This window comes from Actinomadura livida, from assembly GCF_014648675.1.
Lineage (GTDB): Bacteria > Actinomycetota > Actinomycetes > Streptosporangiales > Streptosporangiaceae > Spirillospora > Spirillospora livida.
On sequence record NZ_BMRO01000022.1, the window covers coordinates 36963 to 53506 of the forward strand.

General features: G+C 68.4%; 15 protein-coding genes. 11 read left to right on the top strand and 4 right to left on the bottom strand.

Going from position 1 to position 16544, the window contains the following annotated elements; all coding sequences use genetic code 11:
- Positions 1–1937: 1937 nt before the first annotated feature.
- The gene (locus IEZ03_RS34530; protein ID WP_184885283.1) at positions 1938–2726 is read left to right on the top strand and encodes a hypothetical protein; all 789 of its coding nucleotides are present in this window, start codon (positions 1938–1940) and stop codon (positions 2724–2726) included.
- Positions 2727–2844: 118 nt separating this feature from the next.
- Here IEZ03_RS34530 and IEZ03_RS34535 read toward each other — a convergent pair whose 3' ends face one another.
- The gene (locus IEZ03_RS34535; RefSeq protein ID WP_184885285.1) at positions 2845–3630 is read right to left on the bottom strand and encodes a hypothetical protein; all 786 of its coding nucleotides are present in this window, start codon (positions 3628–3630) and stop codon (positions 2845–2847) included.
- 173 nt (positions 3631–3803) lie between these two features.
- Here IEZ03_RS34535 and IEZ03_RS34540 point away from each other — a divergent pair, with 173 nt between their 5' ends.
- From IEZ03_RS34540 to IEZ03_RS34570, 7 genes are all read left to right on the top strand, one after another.
- The gene (locus IEZ03_RS34540) at positions 3804–4742 is read left to right on the top strand and encodes an aldo/keto reductase (protein WP_229808761.1); all 939 of its coding nucleotides are present in this window, start codon (positions 3804–3806) and stop codon (positions 4740–4742) included.
- Between the two features lie 94 nt (positions 4743–4836).
- Positions 4837–5739, top strand: a complete 903-nt coding sequence (locus IEZ03_RS34545; RefSeq protein ID WP_268248587.1) for a serine/threonine-protein kinase — start codon at positions 4837–4839, stop codon at positions 5737–5739.
- 205 nt (positions 5740–5944) lie between these two features.
- A complete protein-coding gene (locus tag IEZ03_RS34550) occupies positions 5945–7228 on the top strand; it encodes a citrate synthase (protein ID WP_184885298.1) in 1284 nt (427 codons plus the stop codon).
- Between the two features lie 155 nt (positions 7229–7383).
- On the top strand, positions 7384–8604 hold the full coding sequence (locus IEZ03_RS34555; RefSeq protein WP_184885300.1) for a cytochrome P450: 1221 nt from the start codon (positions 7384–7386) through the stop codon (positions 8602–8604).
- 130 nt (positions 8605–8734) lie between these two features.
- The gene (locus tag IEZ03_RS34560) at positions 8735–9637 is read left to right on the top strand and encodes a hypothetical protein (RefSeq protein ID WP_184885302.1); all 903 of its coding nucleotides are present in this window, start codon (positions 8735–8737) and stop codon (positions 9635–9637) included.
- Positions 9638–9890: 253 nt separating this feature from the next.
- Positions 9891–10544: a nucleoside triphosphate pyrophosphohydrolase gene (locus tag IEZ03_RS38350; RefSeq protein ID WP_229808762.1), complete on the top strand. Its 654-nt coding sequence runs from the start codon at positions 9891–9893 to the stop codon at positions 10542–10544.
- Between the two features lie 325 nt (positions 10545–10869).
- A complete protein-coding gene (locus IEZ03_RS34570) occupies positions 10870–11361 on the top strand; it encodes a winged helix-turn-helix transcriptional regulator (protein ID WP_229808763.1) in 492 nt (163 codons plus the stop codon).
- Between the two features lie 275 nt (positions 11362–11636).
- On the opposite strand, the gene IEZ03_RS34575 is transcribed toward IEZ03_RS34570, so the two are convergent.
- Positions 11637–12290, bottom strand: coding sequence for a winged helix-turn-helix transcriptional regulator (locus IEZ03_RS34575; RefSeq protein WP_184885306.1), 654 nt, complete (start codon positions 12288–12290; stop codon positions 11637–11639).
- A gap of 87 nt (positions 12291–12377) precedes the next feature.
- On the opposite strand from IEZ03_RS34575, the gene IEZ03_RS34580 reads away from it, so the two are divergent.
- On the top strand, positions 12378–13067 hold the full coding sequence (locus tag IEZ03_RS34580; RefSeq protein ID WP_184885308.1) for an alpha/beta fold hydrolase: 690 nt from the start codon (positions 12378–12380) through the stop codon (positions 13065–13067).
- Positions 13068–13728: 661 nt separating this feature from the next.
- On the opposite strand, the gene IEZ03_RS34585 is transcribed toward IEZ03_RS34580, so the two are convergent.
- Complete coding sequence (locus IEZ03_RS34585; RefSeq protein WP_184885310.1) at positions 13729–14037, bottom strand: hypothetical protein; 309 nt, start codon at positions 14035–14037, stop codon at positions 13729–13731.
- A gap of 574 nt (positions 14038–14611) precedes the next feature.
- Between IEZ03_RS34585 and IEZ03_RS34590 the strand changes: the two genes are divergently transcribed.
- On the top strand, positions 14612–15478 hold the full coding sequence (locus tag IEZ03_RS34590; protein WP_184890688.1) for a Sco1979 family transcriptional regulator: 867 nt from the start codon (positions 14612–14614) through the stop codon (positions 15476–15478).
- 9 nt (positions 15479–15487) lie between these two features.
- Here the strand turns inward: IEZ03_RS34590 and paaI are convergent, their stop codons facing one another.
- A complete protein-coding gene (gene paaI / locus IEZ03_RS34595) occupies positions 15488–15886 on the bottom strand; it encodes a hydroxyphenylacetyl-CoA thioesterase PaaI (RefSeq protein WP_184890689.1) in 399 nt (132 codons plus the stop codon).
- A 169-nt stretch (positions 15887–16055) separates the two neighbouring features.
- On the opposite strand from paaI, the gene IEZ03_RS34600 reads away from it, so the two are divergent.
- Entirely contained in the window at positions 16056–16457 is a 402-nt protein-coding gene (locus IEZ03_RS34600) for a nitroreductase family deazaflavin-dependent oxidoreductase (RefSeq protein ID WP_184885312.1), read from the top strand.
- The last annotated feature ends 87 nt before the right edge of the window (positions 16458–16544 follow it).

Below are 16544 nucleotides of genomic sequence, written 5' to 3' on the forward strand. Positions count from 1 at the left end.
CTCCTCCCCCTGCCGCACCGCGCCACCTAACCCACCCACAGACCAACGCCTCCCGACCAGGCCGGCCCCACCCGACGTCCCTCCCCACCTCCCCCCACTCGACAGCACTAGGACGCACACCCTGCCCAGACTGCAGACCAACTCCAGCGCGGCCTTCCTCTTCGGCTGAAGCATGCGACCCCGGCCGGGCCGACCGGCCGGGGCGACCGGACCGGGGCGACCGGACCGGGGCGACCGGACCGGGGCGACCGGACCGGGGCGACCGGACCGGGGCGACCGGACCGGGGCGACCGGACCGGGGCGACCGGACCGGGGCGACCGGACCGGGATGGCCGGGCCGGGGCCCGGACCGGGATGGCCGGGCCGGGTGGCCAGCCGCCTGCGCTACGCGGGGACCGAGCGAGGGCGTCCGGGCCTGGTCGGACCGGGCCCGTGTCGACGGGCTTACTCCCCCCAGCGCGCCGCGCTCACCTGCATCGTCGTGGCGTCGCGGTAACCATTCCGGAGCCGCATGACCAAGCGTGCAACCTGCGTCCTTACACCGCGTCCGGGTTCAGCGCGGCGGGCGCCCGCTGCGTCAGTGGGGTCTGGGCCAGTGGCATAGCAGGGCAGCAGCGGCGGTCGGCCACCGCCTTCGACACGGCTGGCTACCGCAAGCGCCCGCCCTCGGATACGGCCTCTTTCGGTTGAGCGGGTCGCCGACCGTACGGATGGGAGAGGGTCCAGTCCATGAGGTCGATGTCTGGTCGGTTCCACCCGCAGCTGCAGCATGCCCGGCCCGTAGAAGCCGCCGCAGTGCGCGGTGGGCGGGAGGGGTCGCCCACCCCATGGCCTTAAAGACCTCGTAGGCGGCCGGCTAATTATGCAATCCGCTTACGGGCGGTCGTTTCGAGGCGACCTTGAGGTAACTAGTCGCATCTGGGAAGAAGTCCCAAAGCTGTAGTGAATTCGGGACAAGAGACCGGAGATGAGAAGTGGAGATTCTCAGTTTCACCGGTGACATGGAGTGAGACTTATAACACTAGGTCGCCACCCGCGGGTGGCCGCCTCAGAGCTGTATCGAAGCAGGCACGAAAACCGGGAAACCTGGCAGCGCACCGCCCGCGCCGTCCCCGCAAACCACGGGCTACTGGGCATCCCGCGGAGATGCGCCTCCTTCTTCCCCACAGCACAGGCGCCGCGCCGTGCGGGGTCACGGTATCCGAATTTGCACGATTTGCCGCATAAATCGCATCGAGCGGCAACGGAATCGGCACGGATGATCGTGGGATCGACTGTGAGCGATTCTCAACGCTCCGTAGCCAAAGTGACTACGATCGGCATTCGCACGGTGACCGACGCGATCCCCCGGGGCGAAGATGAACCGTTTTCTGGCACTTCCCGGCCTTGCCGCCACGATCCGCGGCTTGCTCTGCTGCATCGGCGGAGTGCTGGGTTGTACCGCGCTGGCCGGCGCCATCTCCATCGGCGCAGCCGCATCCGCGGACGCGGTCGCCCACCCGGAACCCGAATCGCGCAGGTCGATACCGCCGGTCTGCCGTGACGCCATGCGCACCAGCGACCGTCAGACGAGGCACGAGTGCAGGCAGGCGTGGATCGCGATGCATGAGAGGTCGCACAGAAGAACAGGGCGCGATGGGGAGTTCCACCGACGAGGCGACCGGTACGACGGGCCGCACAGGACTCGGCGCCGGTCCCCGTCACCGCGGTGGCTCGACGAACTGTTCCGCCGCTGGTCCAGCACGCACCCGACTCCGCGCACAACAGCTCCACCAGTGCCACGCCCAAAGGTCGGGGCACCGGGTCTCGCACCCTCGAAGCCGACTCCAACACGTTCGTCCAAACCCTCCGAACCGTCCAAACCCTCCGAACCGTCCAAACCCTCCGAACCGTCCGCAACGCCGACTCGCACACCGACACCGGAGCCGACCCCCACATTGAGCCAGGCCGACGACCTCGAAACGCCACCGCCCTCGGTGCAGCCGGTCCTGCTCCTCGGGCTGCTCCTCCCCCTCGTGGCCGCGCTCTGCTACCCCTTTCGTCATCGCCTCTACGCAGCCGCGGGACGACTCCCGTATTCGATCACCGAGCCCACGGAGCCGGTGCAGGCCCATCTCGGTTATCGACCCGCACTCGACCCTTTCGCCGCTCCGGTTCTGGCCCTGACCGGCTCGGGCGCGGCACCGGCCGCGCGGATCCTGGCCGTCGCGGCCCTGGACGAGCACGGCGAGAACTCCCTCGTCGTGATCCCTCGTCCGGACACCACCGCCCTGTTCGGTCTGGCCGAAGACGAACTCCTCGACGACGACACCGCGGCCCTCTTCATTCCGGGCAATCTCGATGCCGCCCTGGCCTACCTCGAGACCGAACTCGCCATCCGCGAGAACACGGACGTGCAGCAGGCGCGACGCCTCCTCCTTGTGGCGAACCCCGAAGGAGAGAGCGAGAGGATCAAGGCGCTCCTCGACCGCCACCCCGGCGGGGTCTCCGTCATCCTCATCGGCGACTGGGCGGGCGACCGGGTCACCGTCGATGACGACGGCATGGTCGACGCCCCGTCGGCGCTGCACCTCCCCCAGCGCCTCCCGGCGCTGTCCCGAACCGAGGCCCGCGACCGGCTCTTCTCAATCGTGGCCCACCAGAAAACGCTTCAAAAGCCCCCCTCCAAGCGCCGCTCCTCTCCTCGTCGCTCCCAAACCAAACCAAGCAACCCGCTAAAGAGCTAACACCCCAACGGCTTTTCCTCAGATGGAGTGTCTGGGGACGTGTGAAGGCATGTTGGCCGGTGAGTGTGATGGCCGGCTGGGCATTGGCCGGGGTGGTGGTACGGGGTCGCCATGGGGCTTAGGACGGGGAGCCCTGTTGCTTGGCTATTTCCGCTCGGACTGTTGTGAGGGCCCGGATGGCTCGGCTCACGGGGGCGATTTCGGGGGGCCGGTCGGTTTCGTGGTCCAGGTAGGCGGCGCAGCGGTTCAGCCAGCCGCGGACGACCTCCTGAATCCTGTCCTCGGAGCGGAGCATCTTGGTCAGGGCGAGGTCGCGTTTCTCCTCGGCGACCTGCCGGGCGAGGGGTTCGTCCGCGCCCAGCGCCTGGATGTCGGAGAGCGCGTAGCGGCCCAGCCGGTCTGTGGCGAGTACGCGTTCACCGGCGATCCGGTCGAACGTCCTGCGGGGCCAGTCGAGGATCGTCGCCGCGCCGCCGGAGTCGACCGTGTCGGTCAGCGGACCCTTCCGTGCGGCGACGACCGATCGGACGGCGGCCGGGTCGAGGCGGTCCAGATCGCGCAGGAGGTAGACCGGGTGCCCGCGGAAGCTGCTGATGACGTTGAGGTCGCCCTGGGCCACCAGCACCTCGACGTCGCGTCGTTCGACGTCGAGGCCCACCCGTGCCGCCAGCCTGGCGGCCGCCCGGGCGGAGCCGACGGGCGGGTCGTCGCCGAACATGGCGATGACCTGGTGGCCGCGTCCCTCGACCTGTTCGACGAGCCTCGCGGACCATCGTTCCCCGTCGAGATCGGGTCCGGGAAGGATGCCGTGCTCCAGGCCGACGCGCAGTTGCCACCGGGTGAGCCCGAGGTGGCCGGCGAACTGGTGGGCCCCGTAATGGCCGCGGTTGATCTCCACAGGCATTGCCGCGCCTTTCTCGTGATGTTGATGCGACCCAGCCTCATGGAGGCGCGGCGGCGAGAACAGCGCAACGGCGCTCTGTGGATAAGTCGGCGGCGACCTCTCCGATATCAGACCATTCGGGCAATCAGGGGTCGCGGATGGAACATGGTGTGGACCGGTGCCAGGCTGAGAGGGTGAACGCGATACAGCGACTTGGGCTCGGGCTTGCCGCGCTGGGGCGGCCGGCTTACATCAACGTCGGCAGGGCTAACGACCTACCGCACGATCGCAGTGTCGAGGCCATGCGTGAGGCCACGTGGAATGTCCTCGACGCCGCGTACACGGCGGGCATCCGGTGGGTCGACGCGGCGCGGTCGTATGGGAGAGCGGAGGAGTTCCTCGGTGGCTGGCTCGCTGAACGTGCGCCGGAGGACGTCACGGTATCGAGCAAGTGGGGTTACACCTACGTAGGGGATTGGAAGACAGACGCGCCCGTGCACGAGGTCAAGGAGCATGTCCTTGAGCGTTACCGCGTGCAGTATGAGGAGACGCGTGGGTTTCTCGATGGCTATCTGTCCGTCTACCAGGTGCATTCGCTGACCGAGGATAGTCCGTTGTTTCGGGACGTCCGGCTGCAGGAGGCCCTTGCTGAAGCGGCGGCCGAGGGTGTCCGCGTGGGGTTCTCAACCTCTGGCCCGCGGCAGAGGGACACGATCCGCCGGGCGTTGGAGCTACAAGTGGACGGGCAACGGCTGTTCAGCGCAGTCCAGTCGACGTGGAACGTACTGGAGCCCTCTGCCGAGTACGCCCTGCGTGATGCACACGATGAGGGGCTGCTCGTGTTGCTCAAGGAAGTGCTTGCCAACGGAAGACTGGCCGTGCGCCCACCCGGGGCTGTGCGAGCGATCGCCTCCAGAAAGGGGGTTCAGCCGGACGCCCTCGCCCTTGCAGCCGCATTGAGCCGAGTGTGGGCGGACACCGTCCTCATCGGCGCGGTCAGTACGGCGCAGCTCGCATCGAATCTGGCTGCGACGGAGGTCGTCCTGGATGGGGATGAACGCGAGATCCTGTCTGGGCTGGGTGTTCCGCCGGAGCGCTATTGGGCCGAACGGAGCGCGCTTCCCTGGACGTGAGGCGCTCACCGGAACCGCGGCCGGACCGTGGCACGATTGAGCGGCCCCCCACCACGATCGGAATCCGTTGCCCATACAGTCAGACCTCCCAGAGATGATCGGCCCGTACCGTGTGGTCTCCCGGCTCGGTTCCGGCGGGATGGGCGAGGTGTTCCTCGGAGCGTCGCCGAGCAGACGGCTCGTCGCCGTGAAGGTGATCCGGCCGGAGTTAGTGGACGACCCCAGGTGGAGGAAGAAGTTCCGCCGTGAGGCGACCCTTGCGCAGTCGGTCAGCGGCTTCTACACGGCGCCCGTCGTGGACGCCGACCCGGACGCGGAGCAACCGTGGCTGGCGACGCAGTACATCCGCGGTGTGAGCCTGTCCAAGGTCGTCCAGCAGAAGGGTCCGCTGCGCGAACAGGCCGCCTGCCGGCTGGGGGCCGGCCTGGCCGAGGCACTGATCGCGATCCATCGATCGGAGATCGTCCACCAGGATCTCAAGCCGTCCAACGTTCTGCTCGCCTCGGACGGACCGAGGGTCATCGACTTCGGCATCGCGCGCCCGCTGGACGCGCTGCCCCTCTCGCGAACGGAGATCTTGGGTACCCCGGCCTACATGTCGCCAGAGCAGGCCCTGGGAGACCCTGTACATCCGGAGAGCGACGTGTTCTCCCTGGGATCGACGCTTGTGTTCGCGGCGACCGGGGCGGCGCCGTTCGGAACCGACCACAAGGTCCGTAGCCGCATCGTGTACGGCGAACCGGACCTCACGCGCTTGCCCGATCCCATGCGCGGGCTCGTGACGCGCTGCCTCCTGAAGGATCCTGGGGAACGCCCCACGCCGGAGCAGATCCTCGTCGCACTGTCGACGTTGCTGGACGCGCACTACGGCGAGGAGTGGCCACCCGCCGATGTGGAGCAGCTGATCGGGGTGCAGGAGCGGACGCTCGTCGAGATCACCGCCGAGTTGCCGACGCTGCGGGAGCCTCCTCCGCAGGGGCACGCGCCAGTGCGTTGAGATTCTTCTCACGCTCGACGAACGCCGCAGTTGAAGCGGCCTAGGACTCGTCGGCATCCGACCGGGGTCGTGTGAGCTCGGCACTGAGCGCCGGCCCGCGAACTACGCAGAGGGCAACGATTGGCCCATGTGATCACGTGGATACGATGAACGACGGGACGAGCGGACGTCTCCGCAGGTGTGGACGCAGTTGGGAGTGACGAGCATGTCGGATTTCGAGCTCAGCCACGCGGGCGGCCGGATGCCACTGGAGGTGACCGAGGCGACGGAGGGTCCTTCGGGCCTGGGCGTCGGCCGGCTCCTCAAGGAGACAGGTCACGTCACGCTCGACCCCGGTTTCACCAACACGGCGTCCACCACGTCGGCGATCACCTACATCGACGGTGAGGCGGGCATCCTCCGGTACAGGGGTTACCCCATCGAGGAGCTGGCGGAGAAATCGTCCTTCCTTGAGGTCGCGTACCTGCTGATCTATGGCGAGCTGCCAACGTCCGACCAGCTGGACAACTTCACCGACAGCGTCCGCAACCACACGCTGCTGGACGAGAAGTTCCGCGCGTTCTTCTCCGCCTTCCCGCGCAAGGCGCACCCCATGGCGGTCCTGTCGTCCGCGGTCAGCGCCTTGTCGACGTTCTACCAGGACAGCCTCGACCCCTTCGAGCCCGAGCAGGTCGACAAGTCCAGCATCCGGCTCATAGCCAAGCTGCCCACCATCGCGGCGTACGCGTACAAGACGTCCAACGGCCAGCCGCTGCTCTACCCGGACAACTCCCTCGGGTACGTGGAGAACTTCCTGCGCATGACGTTCGGGCTGCCCACGCAGCCCTACGAGATCGACCCTGAGATCATACGCGTGCTCGACATGCTCTTCATCCTGCACGCCGACCACGAGCAGAACTGTTCGACCTCGACCGTGCGTCTCGTGGGATCCAGCCAGGCGAACCTGTTCTCGTCGGTGTCGGCTGGGGTCGACGCCCTGTTCGGCCCGCTGCACGGGGGCGCCAACCAGGCGGTCCTGGAGATGCTGGAAGGCATCCACCAGAACGGCGACGACATCGACGCGTTCGTGCGGCGCGTCAAGAACAAGGAGCCCGGCGTCAAGCTGATGGGCTTCGGGCACCGCGTCTACCGCAACTACGACCCGCGCGCCGCCGTCGTGAAGAAGGCGACGAGCAAGGTCCTCGACGCCCTCGGCATGTCCGACCCGCTGCTCGACCTCGCCATGCGCCTCGAAGAGGTCGCGCTGAGCGACGACTACTTCGTCGAGCGGAAGCTCTACCCGAACGTTGATTTCTACACCGGCGTCATCTACAAGGCGATGGGCTTCCCGACCAACATGTTCACCGTCCTGTTCGCCCTCGGCCGGCTGCCCGGCTGGATCGCCCAGTGGCGCGAGATGCTCAACGACTCGTCCACCAAAATCGGCCGCCCCCGGCAGGTGTACGTGGGCCCGAACGAGCGTCACTATGTGGAGCAGTCCGCCCGCTGAAAGGTGCCGGTTCGCGGTTCCCTTTCCGGGGCGTGCCGTTAAATCGGCACCGGCGCATAGCGGGCGGGTTTCCGCACCCGCCCGCTATTGATCGCGCGGTGCCGGTCATCGGGTTAGCCTGACTGCGGTAACCCGGATGGAAGGCGGCACCGCGTATGCCCTCCCTTGTAGAGAAGAACCTGGCCAGTCTGGATTTCTGGGCGCAGCCCTACGCGGAGCGGGACGTAATGTTCGCCGCGCTCCGGGCCGCGGAGGGCCCCGTCTACTGCCCCTTGTCAGATGAATCCGGCTTTTACGCTCTGACCCGGTACGGGCAGGTCGCCGAGGCGAGCCGGAAGCCCGAGGTCTTCAGTTCCCAGCCCACCGCCGTCAGCCTCGCCGACCCGCCGCCCGTGGCCGACTACGTCGGTTCGATGATCAGTCTCGACGATCCCCGCCATGCCAGGCTCCGGCGCATCGTCTCCCGCTCCTTCACTCCCCGCCTGGTCGAACGGGTCGCGGGCGATGTGGCCGTCCTGGCGCGACGCATCGTGGACGAGTTGGCCGAGCGGGGACCGTGCGACTTCGTCCGGCACGTCTCCATGCCGATGCCACTGCAGATTATCTGCTCCATGATGGGCATCCCGGAGTCGGCGTACGACGACGTCATCGACGCCACGGACCTGATCCTCGGCGTCGGCGACCCGGACCATGTCGGCCCGGACGGCAAGGACCGGGCCACCCTGCTCGCCGAGAAGTTCTCCTATCTGCACGAGCTCATGGCCGAACTGAGCCGTGTGCGCCGCGATAAGCCGGCGGACGACCTCGTCACCGCGCTGACACATGCGAACGTGGACGGTGAGGCCCTGGACGAACGCGAACTGGGCCGCTTCTTCACGCTCCTCGTAGTCGCGGGGAATGAGACCACACGCAATGCGCTGTCGCATGCCCTCGTCCTCCTCACCGACCATCCAGGCCAGCGGGACATCCTCCTCGCAGACCTTGAGCAGCGGCTACCGGGCGCGGTCGAGGAGGTCGTCCGCTACGCCACTCCTGTGACGTGGATGCGCCGTACCCTGGCCCGCGACTACGCACTGGAAGGCCACCTATACCGAACTGGAGACCGGGTGATCCTGTACTACAACTCGGCCAACCGGGACGAGAGGGTGTTCAAGGACCCTCATACGTTCGACATCACCCGCTCCCCCAATCCGCATGTCGGTTTCGGTGCGCCCGGACCTCATTTCTGCCTCGGAGCCCACCTTGCCCGACGTGAAGTGACGGTCCTGCTCCGCGAGCTGTACAAGCGCCTTCCGGGCCTTCACGCCACGGACGCCCCGGTCCGGCAGCGCACCAGTTTCATCAACGGGATCAAGTCCGTCCCCTGCGCCTTCTAATCGCCGCAAATAAGACATCCGCGACTACTTGCTTCCCTTTATCCACAGGTTCGCATTCTCTTCGTTCTCCCCCGCCGCCTCCTCGAAGATGGACGGCAGTGACCCCGTCCGAGGACCCGAGGAGACCGCCATGCCCATCACCATCACGGTTCCCGAAGAGACGACCGCCGGCTTCGTCGTCGCCGCCGACGAGGACCCCGGCGACGTCGCGGCGACGATCCGGCAGTTGCTTCCCGCCCCGTTCGCGGCCGCGGTGTCGATGTGCCTCGGGACACCCCGGCTCATCATCGCCACCCATCGGGCTGCGGACTCGCCGTGGGATCTGAGCGATGTCACGGCCGCCGACGAGGACGACACCGAGCGGGTCCGGAAGGCCACACGGCACGTAGGGGTCACGTCCGTCCTGCCCGTCGGGGACCTTCCCTCGGGCCCCCACCTCGCACGCGCGGCCGCCAGGGCGATCGCCGAATCCCTCTGCGGCGTTCCGGTGGACCTCACCCTGAACCAGGTGCTGCCCGTCGTGCCCTTCGGACGGTTCGACGAGTTCGTCCTCGCCGACAACTGGATCGGCGCCGCACTGCCGCCCTTCCGGAACTCCGGCCGCTGCCCGGCCGAGGAGGACGCCATCGACGGCTGTGCCTGCGTCCGGCTCACCACCAGCGGCCTGTGCCGATTCGGCCTGCCCGAACTCGAGGTCGCCGACGTCGCCTGCCCGCACGACCTCGCCGCGCTCAACGTCCTCCGCACGACCGCACAGCGGCTGCTTCCGTTGGGCCGGCACCCGGGTGAACACATCCTGCCCACCGAGCTGATGCTGACGAGTGCCGACTTCTCCCACTACTGGGGGAACCGCGACCCGATGTGGGACGACGGGCCCGTCCCGATACGCCTCGCCCGGATGGCACCCGACCGCCTACGCATCCGGCAGCCGGCGAACTTCCGAGGGACCTTGAACGAGTGGCTCTGGGACGAACTACCGCCCGTCCTGCACGAGGTCCTCAGCTGCGAACCCGAGCACGCCACACCCACTTGACGCTGGGGCACGCCGCCCCCTGGACCAGCCGGTCGAGCCGCCGACCACCGACGGGCCTCTGGGCCGGACGGCGCCCGCCGCATTGGAGCCCGCCGGGGCGTCCTGGCAGCACCGCGAGCACGACGAGGACGGACCGCCCCACCCCCGAACGCTCGCAGATGGGGAGATGGCCAAGCAGTGCCTTCAAGCCTTCGCACGCAGCTGAGGCGATACTTCCGTCGGAGTCGGTGGCGCCGCAGTAGCGTCGGGCTGCATGGAGAACGATGACGTGCCGGGTTCACTCGGGAAAGTCCTACGGGACATCGCGACCGAACGCGAGGCCCAAGACCGGATGTGGGGTGTCCAGGACTTTCCCCATGGAAGCGGACCGGAGTTCACCGAGCGCGCAGAGGAGGCCAAGCGGCAGTGCACCGAGGCGTGGTCACGGGGTGAGCTGACCTGGCGGCACATCCTCACGGAAGAGTTCTTCGAGGCCCTGGCCGAATCCGAGCCCGCTGCTCTCCGGACCGAACTGGTTCAGACAGCGGCGGTGGCGGTGAAGTGGATCCAGTCCCTGGACCGGCGGAACGGCGCGGTGGTTCATCCGGTCGGAGAGGGCGGCGGACGTACCGAAAAGCTGGTCCGGGATCGCATTCCCGAGATCGTCCAAGCCGCTGGGCGTGTGCCGGAAACCCGCGTTGCGAACCCCGGCGAGTACGCCTCGCTGTTGCGCACGAAGCTCTACGAGGAGGCAGGTGAGTACACGGTGAGCGGGGACCCTGCAGAGCTTTCCGACCTACTCGAAGTCATTCACGCCCTCGGAGCCCTCCACGGCATGACGCCCGACGAGCTGGAAGAAAGGCGCTCAGCGAAGGCAGCCGAACGAGGAGGCTTCACAAACCGTGTCGTCCTGCGACTCCACGAGTGACGCACCAATGCAACGCACAGTCCTGCGTCCGTCGTTCTCGCATCCCGCTCATCCTGGGGAGCCAGGTTATCCACTCCGGCACGACCCAAGCCCTGTCGAATGACCGACCTGGAGGAGAGGACGCGGTCCTGAACGCGCAGGTGCGTTCATCGGCGGGGCTCCGGGGGCGCTGTCACCAGGTGCGGGTGGGGTCGGTGGACCGCTCATGCAACAAGGCGCCTGCTGCAACGAAGTCGTGGTTCCGCCGAGGCTGATTGCGGGTTGCAAGCGGTCGGCTCCGACGACGGAGAAGGCCGGTAGTAGATTGCAACCAGTCGGAGGTGAGGTGGCTTTGGTGAAACCGGCGCGTTCGGGGTGTCCGATCAATGCCGCGGTGGAGGCGTTCGGTGACAGTTGGAGCCTGCTCGTGCTGCGGGACGTGATGTTCGGCAACCGGCGCCACTTCAGGGAACTACTGGCCGGATCGGAGGAGGGGATCGCGTCCAACATCCTGTCCGACCGACTGAAGCGGCTGGTCGCCGCCGGGCTGTTGACCCGGGAGGACGCGGGGCCCGGACGTCGTGCCGCCTACAGCTTGACCGAGGCGTCGATTCGGCTGGTGCCGGTGTTCGCACAGTTCGGCGAGTGGGGACTGCAGCATCGGCCGACCACCAAGCGGCTACGCGTACGCGCTGAGCTGCTTGCGGCCGGCGGGCCCGACCTATGGGAGGAGTTCATGGCCGAGCTGCGAACCATCCATCTCGGCGAGCCAGCCCCTGACCGGGAAGGTCCCGGCGTCATGGAACGTCTGGCCGCCGCCTACGCCGCCGCACAGTGACGACCTGTAAGGAACTCGGAACGGGGCCCTCGCCGCCCTGGCGGCGGGGCTGGCCAGCATCGTCCACGGGCTGCCATAGACAGCGCCCCGCGCGGTCCTCGGGACGGCCCGCGAGCACTTCTCGCCGTGCCCCTGGACGCACTCGGGGTCGGGGCCGTCCAGCGGCACGCCGGTAGGCCCCACCGTGCCAGCCGAGCCGGCTCTCTGAGGACTGGACGACATCACCCTCGGGCTGTTGTAGACAGCGGAGCCCAACGGCCAGCCCAGCCGACTCATTAGGGGCTGGGGAAGCAGGCTAGGAAGCGCTCGGCCAAGGCTTGGTCGCCCTCTAGCTGTACGTCGCCGGACTCCAGGGCATCTGTCAGTGGACGGCCGCTAAAGACTAGGGATCTGAACGTTGCGACAGCGGTGGTCAGGGTTGCGTCCGTGTCCGGGGGTGTATCGGTGCGGGTGATGCGGAGTCGGCGGGACTCGATCTCGGCCGCGAAGACGGTGTCTTCGAGGCGGAGAGCCAGGCGGGTGCGCATGTTTGGTGCTGCGGCGTCGTCGAATGTCGTCTTGAGCGCGAGCATCATCGCGTCAACGCTCAGTTCGGCGGTGCAGGAGGGGTCGAGCGGGCCGTGGGCGCCCCACCTTGCGAGCGCGAGGAGGACCGGTTCGAGGTCCCGTCCGCGAGGGGTCAGTTCGTAGACGCGGGCGCTCACCGGCGGTCCGAGCTCGCGGTGCCGGACCACTCCGGCTTCCTCGAGGTCGCGCAGGCGCTGCGATAGGACGTTCGGGCTCATCCCGGCGAGGCCGCGGTGCAGGACGGCGAACCTCTTCGGGCCGAAGAGCAGTTCGCGGACCATCAGCAGCGCCCACCGCTCCCCCACGACGTCGAGCGCCCGCGCGATGCCGCACAGGTCACCGTACTTTCTGCGACCGGCCATACTAGTATTGTACGAGTTGCTCCTAAATTAGGAGCAGACGTCTCGGGGAATTCACAGGCGTCCCGACGCGCGCATAGGAAGGTGACCATGGCGACGTACGTCCTCATACCCGGAGCCGGGGGGCAGGCATGGTATTGGCACAGGCTTGTGCCCGAGCTGCGGGCGCGGGGTCATGACGTCGTGGCCGTTGATCTTCCGGCCAGCGACGAGTCGGCCGGTCTCCAGGCGTATGCCGACACGGTGATGGAGGCGATCGGCGACCGAACGGACCTCATCCTGGTGGCGCAGTCCATGGGCGGCCTCACGGCGCCGCTCGTCTGCGACCGGAGGCCGGTGGACCTGCTCGTCATGCTCAACGCCATGGTTCCGGTGTCTGGCGAGTCAGGCGGTGAGTGGTGGGCGAACACCGGCCAGGCCCAAGCCATGGCCGACTACGCCGCCCAGGAGGGGCGGGCCATCTCAGCCGGGTTTGACGCCAAGGACACCTTCTTCCACGACGTTCCACCGGATGTGACGGCCGAAGCGTTCTCCCAGGAGGAACCCCCGCAATCGGCGACGCCGTTCGCAGAACCGTGGCCGCTCAAGGAGTGGCCCAGGACCCCGACGGTCTTCTTGCAGGGACGAGACGACCGTTTCTTCCCGCTCGACTTCCAGCGGCGTGTGGTGCAGGAGCGGCTGGGCATCCCGGTGGACGACATGCCCGGCGGGCACCTTCTCGCTCTCAGTCAACCCAAGGAACTCGCCGAACGACTGGAGACGTACCGGTCGTCCCTGTAGCCGGAGACCACGGAAATCGCGGGCCGCCCCTGACGTGTGCCGGGGAAGAATTCCCTGGACGGAAACCCCAGGCCGTCCCGGGAGGCCGGAAAGAGCCCGGAGTGAGACCGTCGCGGCGCCTGCTGTGCGGCGGGATCGCCCAATCCAGCAATTCATTGGCGACACGGGCGAGGCGTCCCGCCGGGACTGGCGATGTGGAGGGCGCAAGCAAGATCGGACGCCACAGGCAAGGCCGAACAGCACGCGCAATGGCCGGGCAGCACAGGCAAGGCGGACGGCACAGGTAACGGCCAGGAGGCACAGGCGAGAGCCGGGCGGCCCAGCAAGACCCCGCCGCACAGGGGGCGGTGCGGGCAAGAGCCGGGCGGCACAGGCAAAAGCCGCGCAGCGAGAGCCGGGCGGCCCAGCAAGACCGCGCCGCACAGGCAAGGGCCGGGCGGTGTGGGCAAGGGCCGGGTGGTGTGGGCAAGGGCCGGGTGGTGTGGGCAAGGGCCGGTGCGGCAGTCGAGCTTTCGGGCCTGATGCGGGTTCTGGCCACGATGGGCTTGGGGTGAAGCCTGCGCCGGCTTGTGGTCGGGGGTTGTGCGCGGCGGGTGGCGGGGATGGGAACGGCGGCGTCCCTGCGGGGCCCCTCCGTTTGGGCTTCGTGTTCGGCCGGGAGTCAGCTCACCTGTGATGAGGACGCGCGGATCGCCAGGCGTTCGCGGAGCATGTCGATGGCCTCGTCGATGCGCGGGGCGGCGGCCTGGGCGCGGACGCGGCGGCCGTTCAGGTCGACGACGGCCTGGGCCAGCGCCGGGCGCGGCAGGGACGCGTCGGCCACCACGCTCAGGGTGACCTGGACGGACGTGGCCCCCTCGGCGTCCGCCAGTGCGGTCCGGACGGCGCGTTCCGCCTCCGCGCGCTCGTGCGCCGACACATCCCCGGAGGTCAGGAACCGGATCTCCGGCCGTTCACGGGTCGCGTTCATTTCGTTCTCCCGGATACGCGTGTGGTGGTCGCCTGTGCGGAGCGGCGATGGTGATCGCCTCTCTGATCCCTTCAACGCCGCGGGCGTCCCGGACCACACCCGCCTCCGACGAGAGCTTCGTCACGGACGCCGCCGCGGAGTCTCCCAGAAACTCACCGGAATGGAAGATCCCCGTCATCCGCCCGTCACACGAGACCGCTCGAATGGAGCCGAATGAATCGGTCGGCCGCCGTGCGCCGGAACCCCGGGCAATTCATGGACCAACGCCGCCCCCGGGTGCCCGAAAATGACCATCCAGCCATCTCGGCCGGCACCGCGATGACACGTTCCGCAGCGATTCGGCCACCGACAGCACAGGTCACCGGCCTTGCGCCCCCGCGCGGGCACGCATTCACCGCTGCGGCGGAGGAGCCGAAGCGGTCACGCTTTTCATACTTCCCAAAAACCCGTTCGGATCCTCTAACATAGGGCGGTGCCGTTCGCCTCCGAGCAGACCCGTCGACTGGCTGGTGACCCCTTGGCCCAGGATTCAGCTGCCCCTACACCGCCGTCCGAAGGTGATCCGGCCGGACGGCTGATCGATTACCCCCGGCGGGGCGGCCCCACCGTCCTGCGCATTCTGCTCGGCGCGCAGCTGCGCCGGCTGCGGGAGGAGCGCGGGATCTCCACCGAGGAGGCGGGCTACGAGATCCGCGGATCGCACTCCAAGATAAGCAGGATGGAGCTCGGGCGCGTCGGGTTCAAGGAGCGCGACGTCGCCGACCTGCTCACCCTTTACGGCGTCTCCGACCCCGCCGAGCGCGCACCCCTCCTGGAGCTGGCCAGGGAGGCCAACACGCCGGGATGGTGGCACCGCTACGGCGACGTGCTGCCCAGCTGGTTCGAGGTGTACCTCGGCCTGGAGGAAGCGGCCTCGCTGCTGCGCACCTACGAGCTGCAGTTCGTCCCCGGGCTGCTCCAGACCGAGGACTACGCGCGCGCCGTCGTCCGGCTCGGCTTCTCCGACGCCGCCGAGGACGAGGTCGAGCGCCGCGTCCAGCTCCGCACGATCCGGCAGGAGCGGTTCACCTCGCCCGGCGCCCCGACGCTGTGGGCCGTCGTGGACGAGGCGGTCGTGCGCCGCCCCCTCGGCGGCCGCGAGGTGATGCGGCGGCAGATCGAGCACCTGATCGAGGTGTCCGAGCTGCCGAACGTCACGCTGCAGATCGTGCCGTTCGGCGCGGGCGGCCACGCCGCAGCCGGCGGCCCCTTCACCATCCTGCGGTTCGCCGAGCCGGGGCTGTCCGACGTCGTCTACCTGGAGCAGCTCACCAGCGCGCTCTACCTCGACAAGCCCACGGACGTCGACACCTATATGCGCGCCATGAACAACCTCTGCATCACCGCCGCGCGCCCCGACGACACCGAGGCCCTGCTCACCCGGATCCTCCGCGACCTCTGACCCGGCGGGCTAGGGCGCGGGGTCGTCCAGGACGCGCTGGTCGCGGCTCCGGCTTCCGCCGCGGAACTCGGCGATGACCTCCCCGTCGGAGGCCCGGCGCACCGTCACGTCGTAGATGCCGCTGCGGCCGTAGCGGGTGCGTTCCACCGCGGCCGCCTCCAGGACGTCGCCGGTGCGGGCGGGCGCGACGAAGACGACGTCGGCGGACGCCGCGACCGTCACGGCGTCATGGCTGTTGCAGGCGTAGGCGAACGCGGAGTCGGCGAGAAGGAACACGTATCCGCCGTGGGCGATGCCGTGCCCGTTCACCATCGTGTCGCCGATGGTCATCCGCAGCCGGGCCCGCCCGGGCGAGATCTCGGTGATCTGCATGGCAAGGTCCTGGGCCACCTTGTCCTTGGCGTACATCGTCTCGGCGCATCGTCGCGCCACCTCAGCCGCGTCGGTCACGCGCCCAGGGTAGTGATCGCCATGAATCAGGGGGGTTCCCCTGGGAAGGCCCCACAGGGTTCGGAGGTTAAGAAGACGGCCGCGCCATCCGCGCGGCCGCTGCGGACGCTGGACAAGGGAGAAGACCATGCTGTTCGGCAAGGAGCACGTCGAGCGCTACCAGGAGACGGACGGCGAGGTGGGGCACGACTGGCAGGGGACGGTCACCCTGCTGCTCACCACGACCGGGCGCCGCACCGGGAAGGAGTACACGACACCGCTCATCTACCAGCCCGAGGGCGACGCTTACCTGGTCGTGGCCTCGAAGGGCGGCGCGGACGACCATCCGCTCTGGTACGCGAACCTCCAGGCGAACCCCGAGGTGAAGGTCCAGGTGAAGGGCGACAAGTTCGCCGCGCGGGCCCGCACGGCGACGCCCGACGAGAAGCCCGCGCTGTGGCGGAAGATGACGGCCGTCTGGCCCGCGTACGACGAGTACCAGGAGAAGACGACCCGGGACATCCCCGTGGTCGTCCTCGAACGCGCCTGAGCCCGGGCGGTTCCCTTTCGCGGGGCGGGACGGGCGTGTAGCGTCGCCGTAGAACATCCATTCGACCCGCCCGTCCGACGCAGCCGA